Annotated in this window: 18 protein-coding genes, 1 tRNA gene and 1 riboswitch; of the genes, 9 read left to right on the top strand and 10 right to left on the bottom strand. The window is 72.8% G+C overall.

Annotation, left to right across the window (positions count from 1 at the left end; all coding sequences use genetic code 11):
* Positions 1 to 55: 55 nt before the first annotated feature.
* Both ACZ6ZI_RS30190 and ACZ6ZI_RS30185 read right to left on the bottom strand, forming a co-directional pair.
* Complete coding sequence (locus tag ACZ6ZI_RS30190) at positions 56 to 742, bottom strand: GNAT family N-acetyltransferase (RefSeq protein ID WP_469526045.1); 687 nt, start codon at positions 740 to 742, stop codon at positions 56 to 58.
* Positions 743 to 1,418: 676 nt separating this feature from the next.
* Positions 1,419 to 2,183 (bottom strand): GntR family transcriptional regulator, encoded by a 765-nt coding sequence (locus tag ACZ6ZI_RS30185; protein ID WP_469526042.1) that lies wholly within the window; start codon positions 2,181 to 2,183, stop codon positions 1,419 to 1,421.
* 180 nt (positions 2,184 to 2,363) lie between these two features.
* Here ACZ6ZI_RS30185 and ACZ6ZI_RS30180 point away from each other — a divergent pair, with 180 nt between their 5' ends.
* The 3 genes from ACZ6ZI_RS30180 (at position 2,364) to ACZ6ZI_RS30170 (ending at position 5,555) form a co-directional block, all read left to right on the top strand.
* Positions 2,364 to 3,611: a PTS transporter subunit EIIC gene (locus tag ACZ6ZI_RS30180; RefSeq protein ID WP_469526040.1), complete on the top strand. Its 1,248-nt coding sequence runs from the start codon at positions 2,364 to 2,366 to the stop codon at positions 3,609 to 3,611.
* Between the two features lie 120 nt (positions 3,612 to 3,731).
* Complete coding sequence (locus tag ACZ6ZI_RS30175; protein ID WP_469526037.1) at positions 3,732 to 4,787, top strand: SIS domain-containing protein; 1,056 nt, start codon at positions 3,732 to 3,734, stop codon at positions 4,785 to 4,787.
* A gap of 57 nt (positions 4,788 to 4,844) precedes the next feature.
* Positions 4,845 to 5,555, top strand: a complete 711-nt coding sequence (locus ACZ6ZI_RS30170) for a (2Fe-2S)-binding protein (RefSeq protein WP_469526034.1) — start codon at positions 4,845 to 4,847, stop codon at positions 5,553 to 5,555.
* 60 nt (positions 5,556 to 5,615) lie between these two features.
* On the opposite strand, the gene ACZ6ZI_RS30165 is transcribed toward ACZ6ZI_RS30170, so the two are convergent.
* Positions 5,616 to 7,385, bottom strand: coding sequence for a S8 family peptidase (locus ACZ6ZI_RS30165; RefSeq protein ID WP_469526166.1), 1,770 nt, complete (start codon positions 7,383 to 7,385; stop codon positions 5,616 to 5,618).
* A gap of 409 nt (positions 7,386 to 7,794) precedes the next feature.
* A complete protein-coding gene (locus tag ACZ6ZI_RS30160) occupies positions 7,795 to 9,213 on the bottom strand; it encodes a cation:dicarboxylate symporter family transporter (protein WP_469526032.1) in 1,419 nt (472 codons plus the stop codon).
* 67 nt (positions 9,214 to 9,280) lie between these two features.
* Between ACZ6ZI_RS30160 and ACZ6ZI_RS30155 the strand changes: the two genes are divergently transcribed.
* Both ACZ6ZI_RS30155 and ACZ6ZI_RS30150 read left to right on the top strand, forming a co-directional pair.
* Positions 9,281 to 10,936 (top strand): sensor histidine kinase, encoded by a 1,656-nt coding sequence (locus ACZ6ZI_RS30155; protein WP_469526029.1) that lies wholly within the window; start codon positions 9,281 to 9,283, stop codon positions 10,934 to 10,936.
* Positions 10,933 to 11,652, top strand: coding sequence for a response regulator (locus ACZ6ZI_RS30150; RefSeq protein WP_469526027.1), 720 nt, complete (start codon positions 10,933 to 10,935; stop codon positions 11,650 to 11,652). Before ACZ6ZI_RS30155 ends, ACZ6ZI_RS30150 begins: the two co-directional genes overlap by 4 nt.
* Here the strand turns inward: ACZ6ZI_RS30150 and melC2 are convergent.
* Together melC2 and melC1 are read right to left on the bottom strand one after the other, a co-directional pair.
* Positions 11,607 to 12,455, bottom strand: coding sequence for a tyrosinase MelC2 (gene melC2, locus ACZ6ZI_RS30145; protein WP_363059680.1), 849 nt, complete (start codon positions 12,453 to 12,455; stop codon positions 11,607 to 11,609). The genes ACZ6ZI_RS30150 and melC2 overlap by 46 nt on opposite strands.
* Positions 12,452 to 12,847 (bottom strand): apotyrosinase chaperone MelC1, encoded by a 396-nt coding sequence (gene melC1, locus ACZ6ZI_RS30140; RefSeq protein WP_363059678.1) that lies wholly within the window; start codon positions 12,845 to 12,847, stop codon positions 12,452 to 12,454. Before melC1 ends, melC2 begins: the two co-directional genes overlap by 4 nt.
* Positions 12,848 to 13,135: 288 nt before the next feature.
* Here melC1 and ACZ6ZI_RS30135 point away from each other — a divergent pair, with 288 nt between their 5' ends.
* The gene (locus tag ACZ6ZI_RS30135) at positions 13,136 to 14,527 is read left to right on the top strand and encodes a glutamate decarboxylase (RefSeq protein ID WP_469526023.1); all 1,392 of its coding nucleotides are present in this window, start codon (positions 13,136 to 13,138) and stop codon (positions 14,525 to 14,527) included.
* A gap of 63 nt (positions 14,528 to 14,590) precedes the next feature.
* On the opposite strand, the gene ACZ6ZI_RS30130 is transcribed toward ACZ6ZI_RS30135, so the two are convergent.
* The 3 genes from ACZ6ZI_RS30130 to ACZ6ZI_RS30120 all read right to left on the bottom strand — a co-directional run bounded on the left by ACZ6ZI_RS30130 (position 14,591) and on the right by ACZ6ZI_RS30120 (position 20,699).
* Positions 14,591 to 17,074: a helicase associated domain-containing protein gene (locus tag ACZ6ZI_RS30130; protein ID WP_469526022.1), complete on the bottom strand. Its 2,484-nt coding sequence runs from the start codon at positions 17,072 to 17,074 to the stop codon at positions 14,591 to 14,593.
* Between the two features lie 184 nt (positions 17,075 to 17,258).
* Positions 17,259 to 19,028 (bottom strand): sigma-70 family RNA polymerase sigma factor, encoded by a 1,770-nt coding sequence (locus tag ACZ6ZI_RS30125; protein ID WP_469526019.1) that lies wholly within the window; start codon positions 19,026 to 19,028, stop codon positions 17,259 to 17,261.
* A gap of 342 nt (positions 19,029 to 19,370) precedes the next feature.
* Complete coding sequence (locus ACZ6ZI_RS30120) at positions 19,371 to 20,699, bottom strand: glycoside hydrolase family 18 protein (protein WP_469526016.1); 1,329 nt, start codon at positions 20,697 to 20,699, stop codon at positions 19,371 to 19,373.
* Positions 20,700 to 20,897: 198 nt separating this feature from the next.
* On the opposite strand from ACZ6ZI_RS30120, the gene ACZ6ZI_RS30115 reads away from it, so the two are divergent.
* A complete protein-coding gene (locus ACZ6ZI_RS30115) occupies positions 20,898 to 21,977 on the top strand; it encodes an NAD(P)H-dependent amine dehydrogenase family protein (protein ID WP_469526015.1) in 1,080 nt (359 codons plus the stop codon).
* A complete protein-coding gene (locus ACZ6ZI_RS30110; RefSeq protein ID WP_363059662.1) occupies positions 21,974 to 22,459 on the top strand; it encodes a carboxymuconolactone decarboxylase family protein in 486 nt (161 codons plus the stop codon). The genes ACZ6ZI_RS30115 and ACZ6ZI_RS30110 overlap by 4 nt, the downstream gene beginning before the upstream one ends.
* Before the next feature lie 55 nt (positions 22,460 to 22,514).
* Here the strand turns inward: ACZ6ZI_RS30110 and ACZ6ZI_RS30105 are convergent, their stop codons facing one another.
* The gene (locus ACZ6ZI_RS30105) at positions 22,515 to 24,164 is read right to left on the bottom strand and encodes a GMC oxidoreductase (protein ID WP_469526011.1); all 1,650 of its coding nucleotides are present in this window, start codon (positions 24,162 to 24,164) and stop codon (positions 22,515 to 22,517) included.
* A 227-nt stretch (positions 24,165 to 24,391) separates the two neighbouring features.
* Here ACZ6ZI_RS30105 and ACZ6ZI_RS30100 point away from each other — a divergent pair.
* Positions 24,392 to 24,468 (top strand) — tRNA-Trp (locus tag ACZ6ZI_RS30100).
* Positions 24,469 to 24,801: 333 nt separating this feature from the next.
* A riboswitch (cobalamin riboswitch) is annotated at positions 24,802 to 24,917 on the top strand.
* Positions 24,918 to 24,938 lie beyond the last annotated feature (21 nt).

The following is a 24,938-nucleotide window of genomic DNA, read 5'->3' as shown; positions in this document are numbered from 1 at the left end:
CGGGCAGGACCGGGGCGGGGGTCGGTGGAGGGCCTGGTGGGGGGCCGCAGGACCGTTACGCCGGGATCAGCGTCTTGCGTCGCCGCTTGCGGGGCGCGGCGGCCGAGAGGCGCAGTTCGATGAGGGAGCGCACGGTGGGCCACTCCTCGTCGAGCACCGAGTAGAAGGCCGTGCTGCGCACCGCTCCGTCCAGCCCTCTGGAATGGGCCCGGCGGACCCCTTCGCAGGTGAAGCCGAGACGTTCCATCGCGGCCCTGGAGCGGCCGTTGCGGGCGTCCGCGCGCAACGAGATGCGGCGTACGCCCCAGGTCTCGAAGGCGTGGCGGAGCATGAGCAGCTTGGCCTCGGTGTTGATCCCGGTGCCCTGGGCGCTCGGGGACAGCCAGGTGTTCCCGATCTCCGCGGCGTCGGGGATGGCGGTCGCCGGATCCCCGAAGGGGACGCCGGGCACGGCGGGCCACACCAGCGGTCCCTGCCAGTAGTCGAGATCCAGGAACCGGGTCGAACCGACGACCCGCCCGTCAGAAGCTCTGACCACGGCGAACGCCAGCGAACGACCCGCGGCCTGATCGGAGAGGGCGCGGTCGATGTACTCGTGGGACGCCTGCAACCCGTGCGGAACGGGTGTGAAGGCGTAAGTCGTACGATCCTCGGCCCCGGCCACGGCCAGGGCCTCGGTGTGGTGGGGGGCGAGGGGCTCGAGCCGCACGGAGCGGCCGGCGAGGAGTACGGGTACGGGCACGGAGCCTTCGGTCCTTCTGGGCGGTGGGGTGGTTGCACAGTCTGCGCTCCTGACGTCGCCCCCCGCGCAAAACGCGAGTGAAAGGCAACGGGCTGTCAGGTGAACGCGAGTGGCTCAATGTAGCTCCTTAATCTCCTCTCATGAACCCCCAATTCGGCAATGGCGCGGTTACGTTTTTCGAGGCGTTCCCTCCCTGCGGGGAGACACCCGTCATCCTGGTCCACGCACGCCCGTCGAACCGCTCGACGCGGGTGCCCCGGACAGCCGTCCGGGCCGCCTACGGACCTTGGATCACGGCCTCTGACCTGCGGTGATGTGGAGAGGGTCCGGTCGATCAAGGAGAGGACCCGCCGTCCGTCCCGATGGATGAAGCGGTCGCCCCGCCGGAGTAGCCGGGAATCGAACAGGCGGTCGTCGGTGGAGTGTCCGCAGGCCGCTCGACCGCGCCCGTGATCCGGTTGCGCCACCCGGGTGGGGAGCGGGTTCGGAGGTCCCCGCGAGAGGGTGCGGAGCGCCTGCGTCGACGAGGTGATCGACGGGGCGGCCGGCGGGGTGATCGGCGGGGTGATCGTCGGGGTGATCGTCGGGCGTCGGCGGGTCTCCCGACCGGTCGCGGCGGGGCCTTTCGTCGGGCCCCCGGGTGCCCATCGGCGCCCGGGGGCGCGGTCCTGCCGTGTCAGGCTGTCTGGAGGGTGGTGCGCAGCCGGTAGCGGTCGCCGCCGTACTCCACCGTCGACAGCAGCAACGGGCGCCGGTCGCGGGTGTACACGGTCTGGTCGAGGACGAGGACGGGCGCTCCCGGGGTGATCGCGAGGTGCCCGGCGAGGGTCTCGTCGGCCGTCCGTGCCTCGATGGTGGCCTCGGCGTACTCCGGCGCGACGCCCCAGCGCCGGAGTTCGTCGAAGAGGGAGGCCTCGCGGAAGTCCGTACGGGTCAGGTCGGGCGCCAGGGCGGCGACGATCAGGGTCCGGTCGAGTGCGATGCGTACGTCGTTCAGCAGCCGGACCCGCTCCAGGCGCGTCAGCGGGGTGCCGGCCGGGACCCCGAGGCGGTCCGCGTCGTCCAGGGACGCCGTGACGGTGTCGTGGCGCAGCACCAGCGAGCCGGGCCGCATGTGCTTGCGGCGGGCGGTGGCGGTGAAGGACTCCAGGTCCTTGGGCCAGTCCCGGGCGGGGGTGGGCGCGGTCGGGGCGGCGACGAACCAGCCGCGCCCGTGGGAGGCGGTGACCAGGCCCTGTTCCACGAGGTGCGCGAGCGCCCGGCGCAGGGTGACGCGGGAGACGTCGAGCCGTGTGCACAGCTCGCGTTCGGGCGGCAGCCGGCTCCCCTCGGACAGCCCGCGGCGGGCGATCTCCTCGCGGATCCGGTCGGCGGCCCGGGACCACAGGGGGGCGACCCCGTCGGCGGTGACGGGGGCGGGGACGGTGGCTTCGTCGGTCATGGAACGGACCATACCACTGGCTACCACTTGGTTCGGGGCGGAAGTCCCGGCCTGCCCGGGACCTTGGCCATCGGTTGGCCAGACCCGGGGTAGACCACTCAATACCTCCGTTGACCACAAACGGACCACTCGCTACGTTCGGGAGCGTCCCCACCCCCCGCTCGACGAGGAGCACCACCGATGAGTACGGCCACCGCCCCGCCCGTCACGGCGCCGACACCGGGCCGCAGGCCTGCCCGGATCATGCCGTTCATGCAGCGCATCGGCCGGAGCCTGATGCTGCCGGTGGCCACCCTGCCCGCCGCCGCCCTGCTCACCCGGCTCGGCGGCGCCGACCTGCTGGGCCGGGAGGACTTCCCGGAACTCGTGCGGCGGCTCGCCCTCGTGCTCGCCGCCGCCGGGCAGACCGTCTTCACCCACCTGCCGCTGCTCTTCGCGATCGGCGTCGCGATCGGCTTCGCGAAGAAGGCGGACGGTTCCACCGCCCTGGCCGCCGTCGTCGGTCACCTCGTCTTCACGGCCGTGCTCGCCAGTCCCGCCTTCCCCAAGGGCGTCGACGGGGAGCCCCTCGACGCGAAGGTCTTCGGCGGCATCGTGATGGGCCTGGTCGCCGCGCTCCTCTACCAGCGCTTCAGCCGCACGAAGCTGCCCGACTGGCTCGGCTTTTTCGGCGGGCGCCGGCTGGTCCCCATCCTCAGCGCCTTCGCCGGCGTGGGCATGGGCGTGGTCTTCGGAGTGGTCTGGCCGACGGTCGGAACCTGGTTCTTCCACTTCGGCGAATGGCTCGTCGGCACCGGAGCCTGGGGCGCCGGCCTCTTCGGCCTCGTCGTCCGCGCCCTCATCCCGGTCGGCATGCACCACTTCTTCTCGGTGTTCCCCTGGTTCGAGGCCGGCTCCTACGTCAACCCGGCCACCGGGGTGGAGGTCCACGGCGACATCGCCCGCTTCCTGGCCGGCGACCCCACGGCCGGACAGTTCATGACCGGCGGCTTCCCGATCTACATGTTCGCCCTGCCCGCCGCCGCCCTGGCCATCGCGCACACCGCCCGCCCCGAGAACCGCGTGATGGTCAAGGGCATGATGATCTCCGTCGCCCTGACCTCCTTCGTCACCGGCGTCACCGAGCCCATCGAATTCGCCTTCATGTTCGTGGCCCCCGTCCTCTACGCCGTCCACGCCCTCCTCTTCGGCGCCTCGATGGCCCTGTGCTACGCCCTCGGCATCCGCGACGGCTTCGGCTTCTCCTCCGGAGCCATCGACTACGTGGTCAACTTCGGCATCGCCACGAAGCCGCTGCTGCTCATTCCCATCGGCCTGGCCTTCGCCGCGCTCTACTACGTGATCTTCCGCTTCGCGATCGTGCGGTTCGACCTCCCGACGCCGGGGCGCGAACGCGACCCGGAGGGGACGCCCCCGCCCTCCGCCTGAGCCCCGCGGTCTTCCCGAGCCCTCCGTCCCGTCCCTCCCCCCGTTCCTCCCCTTGCCCTTCCCCCCTGCCTTTCCCTTCTGCCCTTCCCCTTCCTCTTCCCAGAGCCAGGAGCACCCGTCGTGTCCGCATCCCGCATCACCTTCCTCGAAGGCCAGGCCGGCCAGGGCGCGGCCCTCGCCCGGATCGCCGAGCGCGTCCGCGAACGGCTCGCCTCCCCGCGGGCCGCCCCGCTGCGCGCCGCCCGCAGGCCGCTGTTCACCGGCATCGGGGCCTCGTACGCCGCTCTCGCCGTCCCCGTCGAACAGCTGCGCGCGGCCGGGATCGTCACCCAGCGCGTGCTGTCCAGCGAGATCGAGAACGGCACCCGCGGCTTCGACACCGACTGCCTGATCGGCGTCTCCCAGGGCGGCCGCAGTTCCGAGACCCTGGCCGCCTTCCGGGCGGCCGGGGACGACATCGCCAAGGTCGCGCTGCTGAACGTCGTGCCGTCACCGCTCGGCGACCTCGCCGACCTCACCGTCGACCTCGGCAACGAGCCCGACTCCTACGCCTCCACCATCGGCTACACCGGCACCGTCGTCGCCCTCGACCTGATCGCGGGCGTGCTCGCCGGCCGCGCCGGGGACCCCTGGGCGGACATCGAGCGGCACACCGCCGCCGTCCACCGGCAGGCCGTCGAGGTCGTCGCCGCCCTCGCCGAGCGGGGCGCCCGCTGCGTCGCCTCCGACGGGGTGGCCGCCGGCGCCTCCCGCGCCTCCGCCGAGGAGGGCGCGCTGCTGCTGCGCGAGGTGGTCCGGATGACCGGCGCCCACTCCGCCACCCGCAACTACCTGCACGGGGAGATGGAATCCGCGGGCGACACCCTCCACCTGGTCTACGGCGACGGGCGCGAGCTCGACCTCGCCCGCTCCCTCGCCGGCGCCGGCCACCTCACGCTCCTGATCACCACCGCGGACGTGGACCTCGCGGAGAACCTGTACACGGTGCGCCTGCCGCGCTGCGCCGACGCCGTCCGGGTGGTCCTGGAGACGGTGGTCCTCCAGGAACTGGTGGCCCGGCTCAGCGTCGAGCGGAACGTGCCGATCGAGTCGTTCGTGTTCGCCAACCAGGACACCAAGCTGGGTGGCCTCGACCTCGCCGACTTCGAGCCCGCGCCCCCCGCTCCCGCCCCCTGACCGGCCCCCGCCCGGCCCCCCGGCCGGGCGGCGGCGACCGCCTGGGATCATCCCCGTATGGACTTCGCGGGAGGTCGGGCGCCGAAGCCCGACGTGGCAGGGGCACTGGCCCGACTGGGCGCCGTCGGGGGCTTCTTCACCGTCGCGTACGGGCCCCGGGAGCCCGGCCCGGGCTTCCGGCCGCTCGACGTGCTCTACGGGGAGGAACTCGCCCCCTGGGTCGCCGAGGTGGGGCGGCGCATCGGCAGCGGACCCGACCGGGTGGCCGCCTCCACCGCCCAGTTCGGGATCGCGGCGCGGCTGTGGTCCCTCGGCCTGGGGTGCGCGGCCCTGACGGACCGGGTGCCGGACCTGGCCCCCGACCGCGTCCGGTGGCGGCTGCCCCGGTCGGGCTCACTGGAACTGTGGCTCCCCGACCCTGGCGAGGGGCTGCCCGCCGAGGCGCTCGGGGACACCGTCCTCGGGAACCTGGCGGTGCTGGAGGCCCGGCTGCGCGCCGACCCCGGGGTGTCCGCCCGGGTGCTCCGCGGCAACGCGGCCTCCGGGCTGGTCGGGGCCCTGCGCGTGCTGCTCGACCGGGTCCCCGGCGGGCGGGCCGTGGCCCTGGCGGGTGAACTGCTGGCCGAGGGCGGGGCGTTGGCCGGCACCGGCACCTTCGTCCACGAGGAGGGGCTCGGGGTGGCCTTCGTACGGCGCAGCTGTTGCCTCTACTACCGGGTGCCGGGCGGCGGCTTCTGCGGGGACTGCGTCCTGCGGAGCAGGGGATAGCCGAGAGGGGCCCGCGGGGAACGGTGGACCGTTCCCCGCGGGCCCCTCGGAGGGCACGTCCTAGAAGGTCAGGTTCCAGGAGTCGATCTTGCCGGTGTCGCCGCCCGCGTTGTCGTTCACGCGCAGCTTCCACGTGCCGTTCGCGACCTCGGAGGAGGCGTTGACGGTGTAGGTGGTGTTGATGTTGTCGGCGCTGCCGCCGGCACGGTTGTGGACCGTGTAGACGGAACCGTCCGGGGCGATGAGGTCGACCTTCAGGTCACCGATGTAGGTGTGGACGATGTTCACGCCCACCTTCAGGGTCGACGGCGCGTTGCCCGTCACACCGCTGACGGTGAGGGGGCTCTCCACGGTGGTGTTGTCGCCGATGGCGACGTCACCGAGGTTCTCGAAGTACTTGCCGGGGGGCGGGGTGGAGCCGCCCACCGCCTTCAGGGCGTCGACCTGGCCCTCACCGAAGAAGCCGTTGTTCGCGGCGGTCCCGGTGCAACGGCTGTCCGACGGGCAGGGCACGTCGTTGGCCTGGACGGCCAGCTTGTCGCGCAGCTGCGCCGGGGTGATGCCGGGGTTGGCGCTCACGAGCAGCGCGGCCACGCCGGCCACGTGCGGGCTGGCCATGGAGGTGCCGCTCATGGTGCCGTACTTGCCGCCCGGGAGGGTGGAGTAGACGTCGCTGCCCGGGGCGGCGATGTCGATGACGCCGCGACCGTAGTTGGAGAAGGAGGCCTTGGAGACGCCCGAGCCGTTGGCCGCGACCGTGACGACGCCCGGCAGCTCGGTCGGGATGTCGAGGCAGGCGTTGGTGATGGTGCGGGTGACCGGCGTCGAGTCGTTCGGGCTCTCGGTGTCGGTCGTCTTGTTGGCCAGGTCCAGGTTGGAGTTGCCGGCCGCCGCGACCTGGAGCGAGCCCTTGCGCTCGGCGTACTCCTGGGCGCGCTTGACGCCCTCGATGATCGCGGCCTGGTCGGCGTTGTCCGGGCAGTTGAACTGCCACGGGTCCGTGTAGTAGCTGTTGTTGGTGACCTTGAAGCCGTGGTCACCGGCCCAGACGAACCCGCAGACGGTGTTCTCGGCGAAGAAGAGCGAGGAGCCCGGCTCGGCGATGCGCACCGAGGAGATCTTCACGCCCGGGGCCACGCCGATGGCGCCCTTGCCGTTCTTGGCGGCGGCGACCGTACCGGCCACGTGCGTGCCGTGGGTGCCGACGTCGCGCCAGGCACCGGTGCGGGTGTCGGGCTTGCCGTACGCGCAGGACGCGGAGTCCGCCGCGTTGAAGTTCGGCGCCAGGTCCTGGTGCTGGTCGTCCACACCGGTGTCGAGGATGCCGACCTTGACGGAGGCGGAGCCGGTGGTGACGGCCCAGGCCTGGTCCGCCTTGATCTGGCTCATGTCGCTGCGGACGGGCTCGCCCGCCGGGGTGGTGGACTGCGCCGGGTTGGCGGGCAGCGCCGGGTTGTAGGCGTCGGCCGGTACGTCCGAGGTACGGGTGGCGCCCACCTGCTGGACCCCGCTGACGCCGCGCATGGTGGCGGCGAAGGAGGCCGAGGTGGAGTGGGCGACGATCACGCCGATCTGGTCGAAGTACGAGAAGACCGTACCGCCGTTGGCGGTGACGGCGGACCGTACGGCCGAGCTGTCACCGGCGGCGGTGATCACGAGGTAGGCGCGGGTGCCGGCGGCCCAGGTCGCACTCTGGGACGTCGCGGCAGCGGCCTGCGGGGCGGCCGCGGGAGCGGCGGCCGAGGGAGAAGCGGGAGAGACGGGATCGGTGCCCGCGAGGGCGGTGGGCGCCCCGAGGGTCAGGGCGGCGCCGAGAGCGGCGGCCAGCACCAGGGCACGTCGGGGGCGGCTGGATATGTGGGGTATCAATGCGTCCTCCGTTGACCCGGTGGGGGCTGGTGGCACCTACCGGGTCGTACGAAACGAGTGGTGGACGCAAGATGTCAGACGTCCGGCCCCGGAGGGAAGTACCTTTTGGACCGGACGACTTATGGACCCGGTGGCCGAAAACCACCCCTCGGTAAGCGGGGTGAATCGTTCCGCCGTCTTCGTCGGACTTGCCCGCCTCTCGGCCGGAGGTACGGGAACGCCGCGCCATCGGCCCGGGAGGGGCGGGGCGCGGCGTTCGCCGCCCTCGGCCGCGGCGTCGCGAGGAGGGTCGACGCCGGGTCGGGACCGGCCGGACGGGGCACCGTGGGGGCGAGCCCTGCCCGGCCGGCGGCTGTGGGGGAAGGCCGGCCTAGGCCGGCACCCCGTCCTTGTCCTTGGTGGCGGTCGACGGCGCGGGTACGGGGGCGGGGTCCGCGCCCGGTTCGGCCGGCGCGGCGTGTCCGTCGTCCACCAGCGTCGCCTCGTCGAACGGCAGCCGGCCGGCGAGGACTTCGGTGGCCCGCTCCCGGTCGAACTCCTTGGTCCACGTTCCGATCAGGACGGTGGCGACGGCGTTGCCCGCGAAGTTGGTGAGGGCCCGTGCCTCGCTCATGAACCGGTCGATGCCCACGATCAGGCCGACCCCGTCGACCAGTTCGGGCCGGTGCGTCTGGAGCCCGCCCGCCAGGGTGGCCAGGCCCGCGCCGGTGACGCCGGCCGCGCCCTTGGAGGCCACGATCATGAACAGCAGCAGCGAGACCTGCTCGCCCAGGGCCAGCGGCTTGCCCATCGCCTCGGCGACGAACAGCGAGGACATCGTGAGGTAGATGGCCGTGCCGTCCAGGTTGAAGGAGTATCCGGTCGGCACGGTGATGCCGGTGACCGGCCGCGAGACGCCCAGGTGCTCCATCTTCGCGATCAGGCGCGGCAGGGCCGACTCGGAGGAGGAGGTCGACAGGATCAGCAGGAACTCCCGGCCGAGGTAGCGCAGCAGGGTGAACACGTTGATCCCGGTGCACAGCCGCAGCAGCGCGCCCAGCACCACGAAGACGAACAGCACGCAGGTCGCGTAGAAGCCGATCATGATGACCGCGAGGGACTTGAGCGCGTCGACGCCGGTCGCGCCGACCACCGCCGCGATCGCTCCGAACGCGCCCACCGGCGCGGCCCACATGATCATCGCCAGCACGCGGAAGACCAGCCGCTGCACGTGCCCGATCCCGCGCAGCACCGGCTCGCCGGCCGTGCCCATGGCCTGGAGCGCGAACCCGCACAGCAGCGCGACGAGCAGCGTCTGGAGCACCTGCCCGCCGGTGAAGGCCGACACCAACGTGGTCGGGATGATCCCCAGCAGGAACTCCGGGGTGCTCTGCGCCCCGCCCGCCTTGGCCTGCGCCTCGCCGGCGTGCCGCGCGGCCTCGGTCAGGTGCAGCCCGCTGCCGGGTTCCAGCAGGTTGCCCACCAGCAGTCCGATGGCGAGGGCCACCGTGGACATCACCATGAAGTACCCGAGGGCCAGCCCGCCCACGGCGCCGACCTTGGCGGCCTTGCGCACCGATCCGATGCCCAGCACGATCGTGCAGAAGATCACCGGGGAGATCATCATCTTGATGAGGTTGACGAAGCCGGTGCCCAAGGGTTTGAGCTCCACGGCCACGCCCGGCGCGGCGAAGCCCACGACGATGCCGAGCACCACCGCGGCGATCACCGCGATGTAGAGGTAGTGGGTTCTGTCGCGTCTGGCGGCCACGTGCGCCTCCCGGTTCGTGATTGCGTTCCGGGAGACCATCGCCCACCCTGTGACCCCGGTCACCCTTGCGTTCATTGAGTTCACGAGCCGGTGCACACTGAGCGCCATGTTCCGCTTCCCTCGGCCGCCCCGGAGCCTCGCCGGCCAGCTCTTCGCCATGCAGGTGCTGCTCGTCGCCGTCGTCGTCGCCGGCTGCGCGGTCTTCGCCTACGCGACCGCCCGGGGCCAGGCCGAGGACGCCGCCCGGCGGCAGGCCGGGGCCGTGGCCCGGGCCGTCGCCGACTCGCCGTCGGTGCGGGAGGCCGCGGGCGGAGTCGCGGCGGATCCGAGCGCCCCGGATCCGAGCGCCCCGGATCCGACCGTCACGAATCCGAGCGCCCCGGATCCGACCGTCACGCTCCAGCCCTACGCGGAACGGGTCCGCGCCGACACCGGCGTGGACTTCGTGACGATCATGGCCCCGGACGGCCGGCGCTGGACCCACCCCGATCCGGGTCGCATCGGCGAGCGCTACCTCGGCAACACGGCCCGCGCCCTGCGCGGGGAGACCTTCGGCGAGACCTACACCGGTACCCTCGGCCCCTCGATCCGCGTGATCACTCCGCTGATCGGCGCGGACGGCCGGATCGTCGGCCTGGTCAGCGCGGGGATCACCGTCCGCGCCGTCAGCGACCGGCTCGCGGCGCAGCTCACCGCCCTCGGCTGGGTGGCGGCGGGGGCGCTGGCGCTGGGCGGAGCGGGTACGTACGTCATCAACGCCCGGCTGCGCCGCCACACCCACGGCATGAACGCCGCCGAGCTGAGCCGGATGTACGACTACCACCAGGCGGCCCTGCACGGGGTCCGGGAAGGTCTGCTGATGCTCGACGGTCGCCGCAGGATCACGCTGGTCAACGACGCGGGACGCGAACTGCTGGGCCTGCGCGGGCAGAGCACCGGCCGGAAGGTGGACGACCTGGGGCTGCCCGCCCCGCTGACCGGGGCCCTCCTCGCCGACCGGCCCCGGGTGGACGAGGTCCACCTCACGGCGGAGCGGGTGCTCGTCGTCAACAGCTCGCCCGTCGCCGGCGGTGGCCGCCGCGGCACCGTGATCACCCTGCGCGACCACACCGAACTCCAGTCGCTGTCCGGCGAATTGGACCTCGAACGAGGATTCACCCAGGCCCTGCGTTCGCAGGCGCACGAGGCCGCGAACCGGCTGCACACCGTGGTCTCCCTGATCGAACTGGGCCGCGCGCAGGAGGCGGTGGAGTTCGCCACCGCCGAACTGGAGCTGGCCCAGGCGCTCACCGACGAGGTCGTCACCGCCGTGGGCGAGCCGGTGCTGGTCGCCCTGCTCCTCGGCAAGGCCGCGCAGGCGCACGAGCGGGGCGTCGAACTGCTCGTCACCCCGGACGACGGCGCGGTCGACGCCGGGCAGCCCGGGGTGCCGCCGGCCCGGGACCTCGTCACGGTGCTCGGCAACCTGATCGACAACGCCCTCGACGCCCTGACCGGCGTACCGGGCGGGCGGATCCGCGTCACCGTGCGACGGGACGGGGGCGGGCTGCTGCTGTGCGTCGCGGACAACGGCCCGGGTCTGCCCGAGGGGGTGGACGTCTTCCGGCGCGGCTGGTCCGGCAAGGGGGAGGGGCGGGGCCTCGGCCTCGCGCTGGTCCGTCAGGTGGCCGACCGGCACGGGGGCGGCGTGGAGACCGGCCGGGGGCCGGAGGGCGGCGCGGAGTTCACCGTGCGCCTGCCGCTCGCGGAGGCGGCCCGATGAGCGCGGCCTCCGGCGCCGGGCGGCCGGTGCGCGTCCTGGTCGTCGAGGACGACCCCGTCGCCGCCGACGCCCACGCGCTCTACGTCGGCCGGGTGCCCGGCTTCACCGCCGTGGCGGCCGTCCACACGCTGGCCGAGGCCGGTCGGGTCCTGGAGCGCACCCGCGTCGACCTGCTGCTCCTCGACCTCACGCTGCCCGACGGCAACGGCCTGCGCTTCGCGCGCGGACTGAGGGCCGCGGGCCACCCCGTCGACGTGATCGCGGTGACCTCGGCGCGGGACCTCGCGGTGGTCCGCGAGAGCGTCTCGCTGGGCGTCGTGCAGTACGTGCTGAAGCCCTTCGCGTTCCCCACCCTGCGCGAGCGGCTCCTGCGCTACGCCGAGTTCCGCGCGGCGGCGGGCGAGGCGGTCGGCCAGGACGACGTGGACCGGGCGCTCGCCGCACTGCGCGCGCCCGGCCCGACGGAGCTGCCCAAAGGGCTGAGCGCCCCGACCCTGGAGCGGGTCGTGGCGCTGTTGCGGGCGGCGCCCGAGGGGCTGACCGCCGCGGGGGCGGCCGAGGCGGCCGGGATCTCGCGGATCACCGCCCGCCGGTACCTGGAGCACCTGGTGGACACCGGTCGCGCGGACCGTGCCCCCCGGTACGGCCAGGTCGGCCGCCCCGAGCTGCACTACCGCTGGCTGGCGGCGGCGACCGGCTCGGTGTCGAACGTGTAGAACTTGCGGTGGTCCAGCATGTCGGCCGGGGTCACGTCGTTCCACGGCCGCATGGTGTCGCGCAGGTCCACCACGTTCGGGGTGCCCGCGGCGGGCAGGTACGTGGACTGCGGGTTCTTGGCCTGCCAGTCGGCCCACAGCTTGTCCACGAAGGCGTGGTGCATCCAGAACACCGGGTCGTTGGGGGAGACGCCGGTGCCCATCTGGCCGCCGACCCACACGTGCACCCGGTTGTGGAGGTTGGCCCCGCGCCAGCCCTCCAGGTTGTTGCGGAAGCCGTTCGAGGAGCTGTTCCAGGGGGCCATGTCGTAGACCGGCATGGCGAGGACGGCGTCCACCTCGGCGCGGGTCGGCAGCTGCGCGACGCCCTCGCCGAGCGTGCGCCGCAGGTAGGAGCGGCCGTCGACGCGGACGCTGATCTCCCACCTGCCCGTGGCGTACGCGAAGGGGCCGTCCATGACCTGGCCGTCGCGGGCGCGACCGGTGCCGCCGAGGAAGTCGGCGGCCCACAGGGAGGAGCGGGAGGTGCGGTCGGCGGTCCAGTCCCAGTACGGGATGGTCACGCTCGCGTCCACCGCCTGGAGCGCCTGCTCGAACTCCAGCAGGAACCGGCGGTGCCAGGGGAGGAAGGAGGGGGAGCGGTGGCCCACCCGGTCGCCCGAGTCGGTGTCGCTCATGATGAAGCCGTTGTGCGTGGTGACGAACCGGTCGTAGCGGCCGGTGCGCTTCAGCTCCAGGAGCGCGTTGGTGAAGGCGCGCTTCTCGGCGGCGGTCAGCGTGGCCTGGTTCTTGCGGACGGTCATGCCGCGCCTCCCATCGGGTCGAAGGGCAGGAGCGTGGCGCCGCGCAGCTCGCGCACGGCGGCGCGGGCGAGCGAGGTCGGGTCGGCGAAGGTCTCGTAGTGGTTGACCACGCTGATCCAGGTGCCGTCGGCGTTGCGCATCACGTGCAGCTCGCGACCGTCGATGCGGACGGTGGGCAGGCCGGCTCCGTGGTGACCACCGTGGTGGCCGCCCCCGGTGGCGGGGGATATCTGGATGCGACGGCCCTGGTACACCTCGTCGACCGTGCCGGCGGGGGTGGCGGCGGCCCGGGAGTCGGTGGCGGCTGCGTGCGCGGTGGCGCCCGCTATGCCGAGGACGGTGAGTGCGCCGGCAGTTGTGCCCAAGGCCTGCCTGCGGGTGATCTTGTTCATGGCCGAAGAACTATCAGGGCCATGACAGCAGTTGACCGCTATCCGGACATCGGTGGATAGGTTGCCTATAGAACGAATTGCGTGATCTTCCCGTCCGGACCGGCTCCAGTGGTCCGGACGGGAAGATCTACGGAAGTAATCCTACCTGGCAGTAATTTTTACGGCGAATCCGGAGTTGTGTGCACGGCGTCACGTTCCGTGAGAAGGCCGGAAGCGATGGCATCGCCGAGCCCCGCCCGAGCCCCGCCGGAACCGCAGTTGCGGCGATATCGCCCCTATAGTCCCGATATGCCTCTTCATCAGACGAAGGACGTGCGCGACGGTGACGGCGACACGGACGTGTTCGCGTCCGCCCTCAGTGGCGAGATCCTCCCCAAGTACCGGATCCCCGAGGACCACTCCCCCTCGGAGGTCGTCTACTCGCTCCTGCACAACGAGCTGCTCCTCGACGGCAACGCCGCCCAGAACCTGGCCACCTTCTGCACCACCTGGTCGGACGAGGGCGTGCACCGCCTGATGAACGAGTGCCTCGACAAGAACATGATCGATAAGGACGAGTACCCGCAGACCGCCGAGATCGAGGCCCGCTGCGTCAACATCCTCGCCGACCTCTGGAACGCCCCGCCCGGCGTCGCGGGCACCGGCTGCTCCACCACCGGCTCCAGCGAGGCCGCCATGCTCGGCGGACTCGCCCTCAAATGGCGCTGGCGCGAACGCCGCCGCGCCGCGGGACTGCCCACCGACCGCCCCAACCTCGTCTGCGGACCCGTACAGATCTGCTGGGAGAAGTTCGCCCGCTACTTCGACGTCGAGCTCCGCCAGGTCCCCCTGGAACCCGGCGCCACCGGACTGCGCCCCCACCAGCTCGCCGCCCACGTCGACGAGAACACCATCGGCGTGGTCGCCATCCTCGGCGTCACCTACACCTGCGACTACGAACCCGTCGCCGAGATCGCCGCCGAACTCGACCGCATCCAGGCCGAACACGGCTGGGACGTGCCCGTCCACGTCGACGCGGCCAGCGGCGGCTTCGTCGCCCCCTTCCTCCACCCCGACGTCGTCTGGGACTTCCGCCTGCCCCGCGTGGCCTCCGTCAACACCTCCGGCCACAAGTACGGGCTCGCACCGCTCGGCGTCGGCTGGATCGTGTGGCGCACCGCCGACCTGCTCCCGGCCGACCTCGTCTTCGACGTGGACTACCTCGGCGGCGACATGCCGACCTTCGCCCTGAACTTCTCCCGCCCGGGCGGCGAGGTCATCGCCCAGTACTACCTGTTCCTGCGGCTGGGCCGCGGCGGCTACCGGCGCGTCCAGGAGGCCTGCGCGGACACCGCCCGCTACCTCGCCGCCCAGATCGCCGACATGGGCCCCTTCACCCTGCTCTACGACGGCAGGGGCGCGCTGCCCGCCGTCTCGTACACCCTCACCGACCCCGCCGGCGCCGGCTTCAGCCTCTACGACCTCTCCGACCGGCTCCGCATGCGCGGCTGGCAGGTGCCCTCGTACCCGCTGCCGCGCGACCGGCAGGAGACCGTGATCCAGCGCGTGCTGATCCGGCACGGCGTCACCCGCGACCAGATCGCCCTGCTCGTCGGCGACCTGCGCCGGGCCGTCGAGCACCTCGCCGCCCACCCCCAGCCGGTCCCCGCCACCGAGCCCCGCTCGGGCTTCCACCACTGACGGACCACCGCCTCGGCGGGAGGACCGACCCGGTCGGACCGCCGACCCGGTCGAAGGACCGCCTCAGGCCGACGCCGACCAGCGCATCCCCAGCTGCGACAGGGCGGCCGCCCGCTCCGGGGACAGCCCCGCCGCCCGGGAGCGCTGGTTGGCGATCCACGCCCCGAGCCGCAGCTCGCGCCCGCCGACGGGTTCCACGTGCGTACGCGGAACCCGCAGGTGCCCCTCGCGGGAACGGAAGGCCCGGGCCGCCTCCAGGTGCTCCGCCCAGGCCACCGCGTGGCTGCGGCGCGCGGGCGGCCGTTCGGACTCCGTCGCCGCGCCCACCCCCAACGTGTGCTCCAGCAGCCACCGCTGCGCCCACGCCAGCCGCTCCCACCCCAACCGTTGGGCCCGCACCCACGACCCCAGGTCCTCGCCCTGCACCACCACCTCACCGGGACCGAGCGGCAACCGCCCGCCCGCGTCCAGGTGCACCCGCGTCAGGTGGAAGGCCCGCTGCCAGCCGATGTCCCAGGCCGGGCACCAGGACGGGTCGATCTCGTCCAGGGCGTCCCGGCGCTCCCGCGCCAGCGCCCCCGGACCCTCCCGCCGGGCCGCCGCCCGGTTGTTCTTCATCCACACCCCGACCGGCGCCCCGTGCAGGCACGCCTCCACCGGCGGCAACAGGTGCCCGTGCTCCGCCGCCCAGGCGCGCGCCGCCGTCAGCCCCTCCTCGAAGGCCACGTCGACCTGGCTCCACACCATGCCGAGCGCCTCCAACTCCGCCGTCCGCTCACGGCCCAGGGCGCCCCGGCGGTACGTGCGCCGCGCGTCCGCGATCCACTGCCCCAGCGGGAAGGAGGCCAACGACGCCGGCCACCGCTCGTCCCCCGCCGGCACCCGGAACGCGAACGGCACCCGCAGGTCCCCGACCGTCTCCACGTGGATCCGGGCCGCCTCGACGCCCCGCCGCCACCGCGTGTGCTCGGGATGCAGGACGCGCAGCCGGATGAAGGCCGCCAGCAGCGCCGGATCCCGCGGCGTGGAGAAGCTCAGCAACGCCCGGGCCCCCGCTCCCGGACCCAGGCCGCCGCCGCCGATCGCGGCGCCGGCCGCGCCCCGGCTCGGCGCCTGGGGCTGCGCCAGGTCCTCCACCAGCCGCGCGTCGTGCGCCCGCAGGGCCTCCAACAGTCGCGCGAGGTCCCCGTAGGCCCGCGAGGTGAGCATCGTGTCGGGCGTCTCGCCCGGTCCGAGCAGCACCGGGACCACCAGGGAGGCCACCTTGCCCTCGCCGGGCCGGATCCGCAGGGCGCGGCCCACGGCCTGCACGAGGTCGGGCATGGATCCGCGCACGTCCGCCCAGAACACCGAGTCGCACTCCTTGGTGTCGACCCCCTCGCCCAACACCCGCACGCTGCCGAGGAAGGCCTTGTCCGCCACCCGGTCGGCGGCGAACGCCTCCAGCACCCGCCGCCGGTGCGCCGCCGTGTGCTGGCCGCACAGCCAGTCCGCCCAGACCGTACGGGGGTGGACGGGGCGGGGGCTCCGGCTCGTCAGCCGCAACCGCGCCGCGACCGCCGGCAGGCCCGCCGCGAAGGCCTCGGCCTCCTTGGTCAGGTGGTGGAACACCAGGGTCCGCCGGAAGCCCTGGTCCGCCGCGGCCGTCACCAACGCCGCCTGGAGCGCGGCCAGCCGCATCCCGCGCACCCGGTCCGAACGCCCGTCCGCGCCCAACAGCAGGGCCGACCGGAACCCGGGGTCGCTGACGTCCACGCACACCACCCGGTACGGTGCGCAGATGCCCCGGTCGATGGCCTCCGACAGCGACAGCGTGTGGCAGCGGGCGCCGAAGGGGCCCCGCGGATCGTCCTCCATCGAGGCGACCAACTCGCCGCCGCCCCGCACCACCCCGCCCGCCGCGGTCTCCGCCGAGGTCCGCGCCCCGGCCGCATCGCCCCCGGACGGCTCCTCACCCTCCTCGGGGCTCTCGCCGTCCCGCCACACCCGGGGGGTGGCCGTCATGTACAGCCGGCGCAGCGAGGGGATGCGCGTGTTGTCGTGGACCACCGCCCACGGCTTGCCGATCCGCCCCGACGTGCGGTGGGCCTCGTCGACGACGACCAGGTCCCAGGAGGGCAGGCCGGCCAGGTGGGCGCGCTCGATCGTGCCCAGGCCCAGGGAGGCGTACGTGGCGAACACCGTCACCCGCTCCAGCGGGCGGGCGCACCAGCGGGCCAGTTCACCCGGATCCGTGGTGGTCGGCACGCCCGCGTCCTCGCCGCGCAACGAGCACACCGCGAGGCTGCGCCCCGTGCGACCGCCCTCCCGCCAGGCCGCCACGGTCTGCACCAGCAGGTCGAGGGAGGGGACCAGCACCAGCACCCGGCCGGCCCGCATCTCCTCCGACGAGCGGACGGCGACCAGCGACTTCCCGGAACCGGTGGCCATGATCACCTGGGTGCGCAGGCCCCGCTCCGGAACCCGTCCGGAAGGGGGCAGCTGCAAGGCGCGCACGACGGCGTCGACCGCCTCGCGCTGATGGGGCCGCAGCTCCCTCCTCGCCATCTTCGAACCCCCTCCGCCCTGATCTGCCCGTTCGACTCCAGGTCCTATCTTGCCCGGATTATGAGTCAAAGGGAGGCAGGGGGTGGCCGGTCCGTCACCTACGGGTCACCGAAGGTCACCCGCGACACGGTCGCGCGGCGCCGCCCCAGGGGGTCGGGGCGGTGCCCGCGCGGGGACCGAGGGCTCAGCGGGCGCCGAAGTTCTGGGTCCACCACGGGCCGCCGGCGCCCTGGTGGATGCCCACGCCGATGTCCTTGAAGGAGCAGTTGAGGATGTTGGCGCGGTGGCCCGGGCTCTTCATCCACGAGTCCATCACCGACTGCGCGGTCTGCTGGCCCTTGGCGATGTTCTCCCCGTACGTCGACCAGCGGTACCCGGAGGCCGTGGTCCGCGCGCCCGGGTCGGCGCCGTCGGGGTTGGTGTGCGCGAAGAAGTCCCGCGCCGCCATGTCGGCGGAGTGGCCCTGGGCGGCCGCGCGCAGCTGCGCGTCCTCCTTGAGCGGTCCGCAGCCGGCCGCCGCCCGCTCGGAGTTGACGAGCGCGACCACCTGGCCGGCGATGCCCGAGGGGGGAGCCGGGGCGGGCGCCGGCGGGCGGCTCGACGCCTTGCGGGTCGGCGTGGGCGAGGGCGCCGGGGCGCTGCTCGTGGCGGCCGACGCCGAGGCGGAGGCGGAGGCCGAGGGGGACGCGGAGGCCGACGCGGAAGCGGAGGGAGAGGCGGAGGCGGAAGCGGAGGGCGGGACGGACGCGGTGTCGGGCGCGGCCAGGGCCATGGCCGGGGAAGCGGACGCCGCCCCGCCCGCCTCGGCGTCGCGCTTTCCGGGCATCGAGCCGAGGTAGACCAGTCCGCCTCCCGCCACGCAGGCGGCGAGGACCGCGCCGCCGATGGCCCTGCGGCGGTTCTGGCGCCGCTTGCGCTCGGCTCCCCGCCCGCCGGAACCGTCGCCCGGGGCGATTCCCTCGCCGGTGGCGCCCGAGTCGCCCCCGCGACGTCGGGCGGCGCGGCCCGGGCCGGAGACGACGGGGGTGGAGACGACCGGGGCGAGTTGGGTGGCGGCGTCGGCGAAGGACGCGGCGTCGGCGGCGTGAGCGGAGCCCGAGAGGTCCGCCGCGCCGGCGAGGTCGGCCGTGCCGGCGACGGTGGCGCCGGTCGGGGCGAGGCCCGTCACGGCGGACCGTACGCCCGCCAGCAGCGCGGCGGTCACCGGGACCAGCGCCAGCCCGGCCAGCAGCCCCTCGGCCGGCACCAGTCCGTTCCACAGGCCCGAGCAGCGCAGGCACTCCCGGGCGTGCCGGGCTATGCGCTTGCGCCACAGCGCCGACGGCCGACCGTCCCAGGTGCCGGTCACGGCCCGCAGCCCCTCGCAGACCGGCTGCGCCTCCAGCGCCCGCTCCACGACTCGGGCCGCCTCCAGTTGGGCCTTCATCCGCTGGACGCGCACCGCCGCGTGCTGCGGGGGCAGCTCCAGCGCGGCGGCCATCTCCGCGCGGGTCAGCTCGCCGGCGCACTCCAGCCACCACAGGGACAACAGCGCGCGGTCGTCGGGCTCCAGCCACCGCGTGGCCCGGGCGGTCTCGCGGCGCTGGCCCGAGAGCTGGAGCCGTACGACGGTCAGGTCGGCGAAGTCGGCGCCCGGGTCGGCCACGTCCTCGGCCGCCTCCAGGCCGCTCGCGCCGAGGCCGTGGTCGCGGGACTGCCAGTGGGCCCGTACGCGGTTCATGGCGATGGCCACCAGCCAGGAGCGGAAGCTCTCGTCGACGCGGAGGCCGGGCAGCCCGTCGAGCGCGCGCAGCATGGTGTCCTGCACGACGTCGTCGACGTCGACGGACCCGTTCAGGGCCCGCCCGACGATGTTGTAGACCAGCGGCAGGTGGGCGCTGACGAGTTCGTCCTGCGCCCGGGGGTCGCCCGCGCGGGCCGCCGTCACCAGAGCTGCCGTGTTCTGTGTACCCATGTGATGTCCCTGTCCGTACCGGCGGTCGATGATGCCCAACAACTGGGAGACCGTCGAGAGGGGTCCCAATAACAGTTATCCGGAAGATTTTCCGGCAAGACATCGAGAGCCTCACCCGAATGGGTAAGGTCTGGACCACAGGGTTCCGTCATGTGGAACTTTGTTCCGCTAAGTGGAACAACCCGATCTGTTGCGGGGCCCCGATGCCCCGCCCGCGTAGGGGCGTGGACGTGGTGGGCGCCGCCGGGCCGGATGGGTCTTCCGCGGCCCGGCGGCGCCGGTCGGACGGCGCGGGGGCGCCGGTCGGGGGGAGGGGGAGAGGGGGGCGGAGGACCGGCCGGGTCAGTGGCCGCGCAGGCCCCGGTCGACGGCTGCCGTCAGCTCGCCGTCGGCGGTGTCGGCGTCCAGGGACCAGAACATGGCCCCGCCCAGCCCCTCCTCGCGGACGTACCGGGCCTTCGCGCGCAGGACCTGCGGGTCGTCGTACGTCCACAGGGTGGTGCCGTCGAACAGCCAGGCGTGCCCGTCGCGCCGGTCGCGGTACAGCCGGTAGGTGCCCGAGCCCGCCAGCTCCTTCAGCTCCTTGTAGTCCGCGTACCCGGCCGCCCACCGCGCGGGGGCCGGCCCCGTCGCGGGCCGTCCCATGCCGTCGCCGCCGCCGGAGACCCCGGTCCAGCCCTGACCGTAGAACGGCATGCCGACCACCAGCTTGCGCGCCGGCGCACCGCGCCGCAGCCACGCGTCGACCGTGCCGGACACGCTGAAGTCGTTCCGGGCGTACAGCGCGGACTGTTGGGCCGTCCGCGCCTCCCCGGACACGTGGAAGTCGTAGCCCTGGAGGGTGACGAAGTCGAGGCTGCGCATGATGCGGCGGACGTCGAAGCCGGCGTCGATCTTCGCGGGGGCCGTGGGGACGAAGGCCGTCAGCTCGTAGCCGCGCCGCCGCTCGCGCCCGAGGGCGTCGAGCTGTCGGCGGAACTCCTCGACCAGCGCGGTGAAGTTGCGCTTGTCCTCCGGCCGGTACTTCGTGTCGGTGTCGCCCTCCGAGCCCGGCCACTCCCAGTCGAGGTCGATGCCGTCGAAGACCCCCGCCGCCGCGCCGGCGCCGCCCCGGGCGCCGTCCCGGGGGAGGTTGCCCTTGATGTACAGGTCGAGGCAGGACCGTACGAGGGCCTCGCGCGAGGCGGCGGTGAGGGCGGCGTCGGAGAAGTGCGTGGACCAGCTCCAACCACCCAGCGAGATCAGCACCTTGAGGTTCGGGTGCTTCGCCTTCAGCTCCTTCAGCTGGTTGAAGTTGCCGGCGAGGGGCTGCTCCGCCGTGTCGGCCACCCCGTCCACGGAGTTCGCGGCGTCCAGCGGGCGCGCGTAGTCGGCCCAGGCGTCGGCCTCGCCCGGCACGTTGCCGGTGAAGCACTTGCCGTCGGCGCCGATGTTGCCGAAGGCGTAGTTGATGTGGGTGAGCCTGCCCGCGGTGCCGTTCGCGTCGAGGTCCTGGACCTGGAAGTCCCTTCCGTAGACGCCCCATTGGGTGAAGTACCCGACCTTGCGGTACGCGCGGTCGTGGCCGCGCGCCCCGTCCCCGTCCCCGGTGGCGCCGGCCGGCGCGAAGGCGGTCAGCAGGGACAGGGAACAGACGGCGACGGCGAGTCTGCCGAGCGTGCTGCGGCGCATGGGCTTCCTTTGCGGATGCGGGGGAGTGGTGCTCCGGGGCCGTGCGAGAACGCGTGCGCTGTGCAACCCGGAAACTATTGGTCTGGACCATCCCGGTCAAGAGGGCGTCCACCTCGGGTTCCGTGCCCCGCGCGGGACGTCCGAAAAACATGCTTCACGGCCCTGGGCACCTATGGCCCCCCTCGCTACCCTCCGCGCATGATTCCCACGGTGGTCTGGGGCACCGGCAACGTCGGCCGCGCGGCGATCCGCGCCGTCGACGCCCACCCGGCGCTCGAACTCGTCAGCGTCATCGTCCACAACCCCGCCAAGGTCGGCCGCGACGCGGGCGAACTCGCCGGGCTCGACCACGCCTTGGGGGTGACGGCCACCGACGACGTCGGCGCGGTCCTCGCCACCCGCCCGGCGGCCGTCGTCTACGCCGCCTCGGGGGACGTGCGCCCCGACGACGCGCTCGCCGACATCACCCGGGCCGTCGCCGCCGGCGCGGCCGTCGTCAGCCCCGCCCTCTACCCCCTCTACGACCACCGCAACGCGCCCGCGGAGTTCCGCGACCCGGTGCTGGCCGCCGTGGCCGAGGGCGGCGGCTCCCTCTTCGCCTCCGGCGTGGACCCCGGCTGGGGCAACGACGTGCTCCCCCTGCTGCTCAGCGGCCTCGGCACCACCGTCGACGCGATCCGCTGCCAGGAGATCTTCGACTACTCCACGTACGACCAACCGGACTCCGTCCGCGACCTGGTCGGCATGGGCCGCCCCATGGACGACGAGCCCATGATGCTCTGGCCCTCCGTCCCCACCATGGTCTGGGGCGGGCAGATCCGGATGATGGCCCGCGCCCTGGGCGTCGAACTCGACGAGATACGCGAGACCTCGCAACGCCGCGCGCTCGACACCACCGTCACCACCCGGACCATGGGCACCTTCGAAGCCGGCACGCAGGGCGCCATCCGCTTCGAGGTGCAGGGCATCGTCGAGGGCGAACCCCGCATCGTCATCGAGCACGTCACCCGCATCCACCCCTCCTGCGCCCCCGACTGGCCCACGCCACCCGACGGAGCCGGCGCCCACCGCGTGATCATCGAGGGTCGGCCCCGGATCGAGGTCACCGTCGAGGCCACCGACGAGGGCGAGAACCGTTCGGCGGGCGGCAACGCCACCGCCGTCGGCCGGCTCGTCGGCGCCATCGACTGGCTGGTGGCGGCCGAGCCCGGACTCTACGACGCGCTCGACGTCCCGCTGCGTCCCGCAGTCGGCAAACTCGGAAGGAAGCAGCCATGAGGATCGACGTCCCCGAAGGACAGCACCCGATCGAGTACGTGTGGGGCGACCTCGTCCCCGGCATCGGGATGGCCGCCGCCAACTTCTCGCTCTCGGTCTACGCCCACACCACCCTGGGCCTGCGCGAGTTCGAGGCCGCCCGGCTGCGCGTCGCGCAGATCAACGGATGCGTGTTCTGCCTCGACTGGCGCACCGACCGCGACGGGGAGAAGGTCGAGGAGGAGTTCGCCGACGCCGTCACCGAGTGGCGCACCACCAAGGCGTTCGACGACCGGACCCGCCTGGCCGCCGAGTACGCGGAGCGCTACGCCCTGGACCACCACAACCTCGACGAGGAGTTCTGGGAGCGGATGACCGCGCACTACAGCCAGGTGGAGATCGTGGAGCTGAGCATGAGCATCGGCTCCTGGCTCGCCTTCGGCCGGCTCAACCATGTGCTGGGCCTCGACAGCGTCTGCGTGCTGCCGGGCAGCGGCGGCTGACGCGGGCCGGGGTCGGCCGCAACCTCCGGCCGACCCCGGTACCGCCGCGCCGCCGTCAGAGGTCGGTGGCGATGATCTTCTCGATGTTGCGCTCGGCGAGGGCCGTGATGGTCACGAACGGGTTCACGCTGGTGTTGCCGGGGATCAGCGCTCCGTCGATGACGTACAGACCCGGGTGGCCGTGCAGCCGACCGTAGTTGTCGGTCGCCTTCCCCAACACCGCGCCTCCGAGGGGGTGGTAGGTGAGGTGGTCGCCCCAGATCTTGTTGGTGCCGAAGAGGTCGGTCCGGTAGATCGTCCCCTCCTTGGAGTTGATCCGGTCGAAGATGGTCTTCGCCATGTTGATGGAGGGTTGCTTCCAGGCGGTCTGCCAGTTCAGGTCCACCCGGCCCGCGGCGGCGTTCCAGGTGAACTCGGCGCGGTGGGGGTTCTTGGTGATCGACAGGTAGAAGGAGGCGTACGTCTCGATCCCGGTCGGCAGCGGGGCCACCTCGGCGAAGGCGCCTCCCGCGTCCCAGTTGTCGATGCCGCCGCAGGGGATGGAGGCCTGGACCTTGCCGGTCGGGTCCCACATGTGGTTCGCGCGGCCGCACATGACGTTGCCGTTCTCGCCCCAGCCCTTGCCGACCTCGTCGTTCAGGTTCGGCAGGGCGCCCGTGGCCTTCAGCCGCACCAGCAGCTTGCTGGTGCCGACGCTGCCCGCGGCGAAGAAGACGCGGTCGGCGGTGACGGTCTTGGTGGTGACGACGCCGCCGGAGGTGTTCAACTGCTCGATGACGACCGTGTAGCCGCCACCGCCCGAGGGGGAGACGGTGGTGACCCGGTGCAGGGGGGAGACGGTGACCTTGCCGGTCGCGCGGGCGGCGGCGAGGTAGGTCTTCTGGAGCGACTTCTTGCCGGCGTTGTTGCCGTAGAGGATCTCGCCGTCGACCGCGGACTTGGGGACGGTCCCGGCGACCTCCTGCTTCATGTAGTCCCAGTCGTACACGTCGGGTACGAAGACGAAGGGGAAGCCGGAGCGTTGGGCGTGCTTGCGGCCGACGCGGGCGAACTGGTAACAGTCCACCGTGTCGAACCAGTTCGGGTCGATGAGGCCCACCCCGAGCGCGGCGTTGGCGCGCGGGTAGTAGGTGTCGTACATCTCGTCGGCGTCGACCGTCGGGAGGATGGCGGAGAAGTTCTGCCGCTTGGGCGTGACGGCCATGCCGCCGTTGACGAGCGAGCCGCCGCCGACCCCGCGGCCCTGGTAGACGATGATCCCTCCCATCTCCTCGGCGTCCAGGATGCCCGTGTACTTCGGCACGTCCTTGTCGATGGGGAACCCGAGGAAATTGCTGAGCGGGGCCTTGGTGCGGGTGCGCAACCAGTACGAGCGGTAGTCGGGTTTGGTGGTGTTGGCGAAGATCTTGCCGTCGTTGCCCGGGGTGTCCCAGGCCATGCCCATCTCGATCAGGTGGACGTCGACGCCGGCCTGGGCGAGCCGCAGCGCGGCGACCGAGCCGCCGTAGCCGCTCCCGATGATCAACACCGGGACCCGGACGCCGGATCCGATCGGCGTGTCCGCGGCGGCGCCACTGGTGCGCGCATGGGCGGGGGTGGCGTTGACCGACAGCGCCATGGCCCCAAGAATGGAACCGGTTCCAGCTATGAATCCACGTCGGGAAACGCCCTTGGATACCTTGCTGTGCAGGCTTTTGTCACTCATGTGACCTTCCTCACTCTCGGCGGAGTGAGAACAAGTTCTACTGTCGATTGCTTGGTAAGTCACTACACGCGGCGCGGTAACTTGTGGCTGGTTCCGCCTCCTGGTTCACCCGGTGCCGAACCGCCGCGACCGGCCCCCACACCGCGCGGACGATCCGAATTCCCTCGGGTCCACCCCCGAATCGAGTGGATCTTCGGGCCGCGACGTGTCATCGTTGGTCCCACCGAAGGGGTGTAGCTCAGCTGGTCAGAGCAACGGTCTCCAAAACCGTAGGCCGCAGGTTCGAATCCTGCCGCCCCTGCCATCGTGAACAGCGCGCTCACGCCGAACGCCCAGCTGAGAGGACCCCTCTCGGCTGGGCGTTCGTGTTGCGGCGGACTCTTCCGGAACGTGTCGGCGTGCTCGTGGCGCGCGTCAGCGCGCGGGCCGGTTCTGTGGCGCACGGTGCGCCATGGAGCCGCTGAGATCGGCCGCATCCGCGAAGTCGGGACCTCGCGGATGCGGACCTTGGAGGACGGCCCCTGCGAGCGGCAGCCGGTGGGGCGGGCCTTCCGGCCCACCGGGGCGTGCACGCCCGTCGGTGTAAGGGGTGCGGGTGGGGGGTGGGGGTGATCGGCGGGTCTGGCAGACTGGGCGCGTTGTCCCAGGCTGCGCAGGTCAGGAAGCCGGTGTGAATCCGGTGCGGTCCCGCCACTGTGACCGAGCCCCCTCCGGGGGTTCGGGAGTCAGACACTGCCGCGCCGCCTCCACTTCGACCGGGGACGAGGATCCCCC

The sequence above is a fragment of the Streptomyces sp. NPDC103540 genome (genome assembly GCF_055584445.1).
The sequence above is the reverse complement of the archived record's forward strand: the minus strand, read 5'-3'. Positions and strand labels throughout refer to the sequence as shown.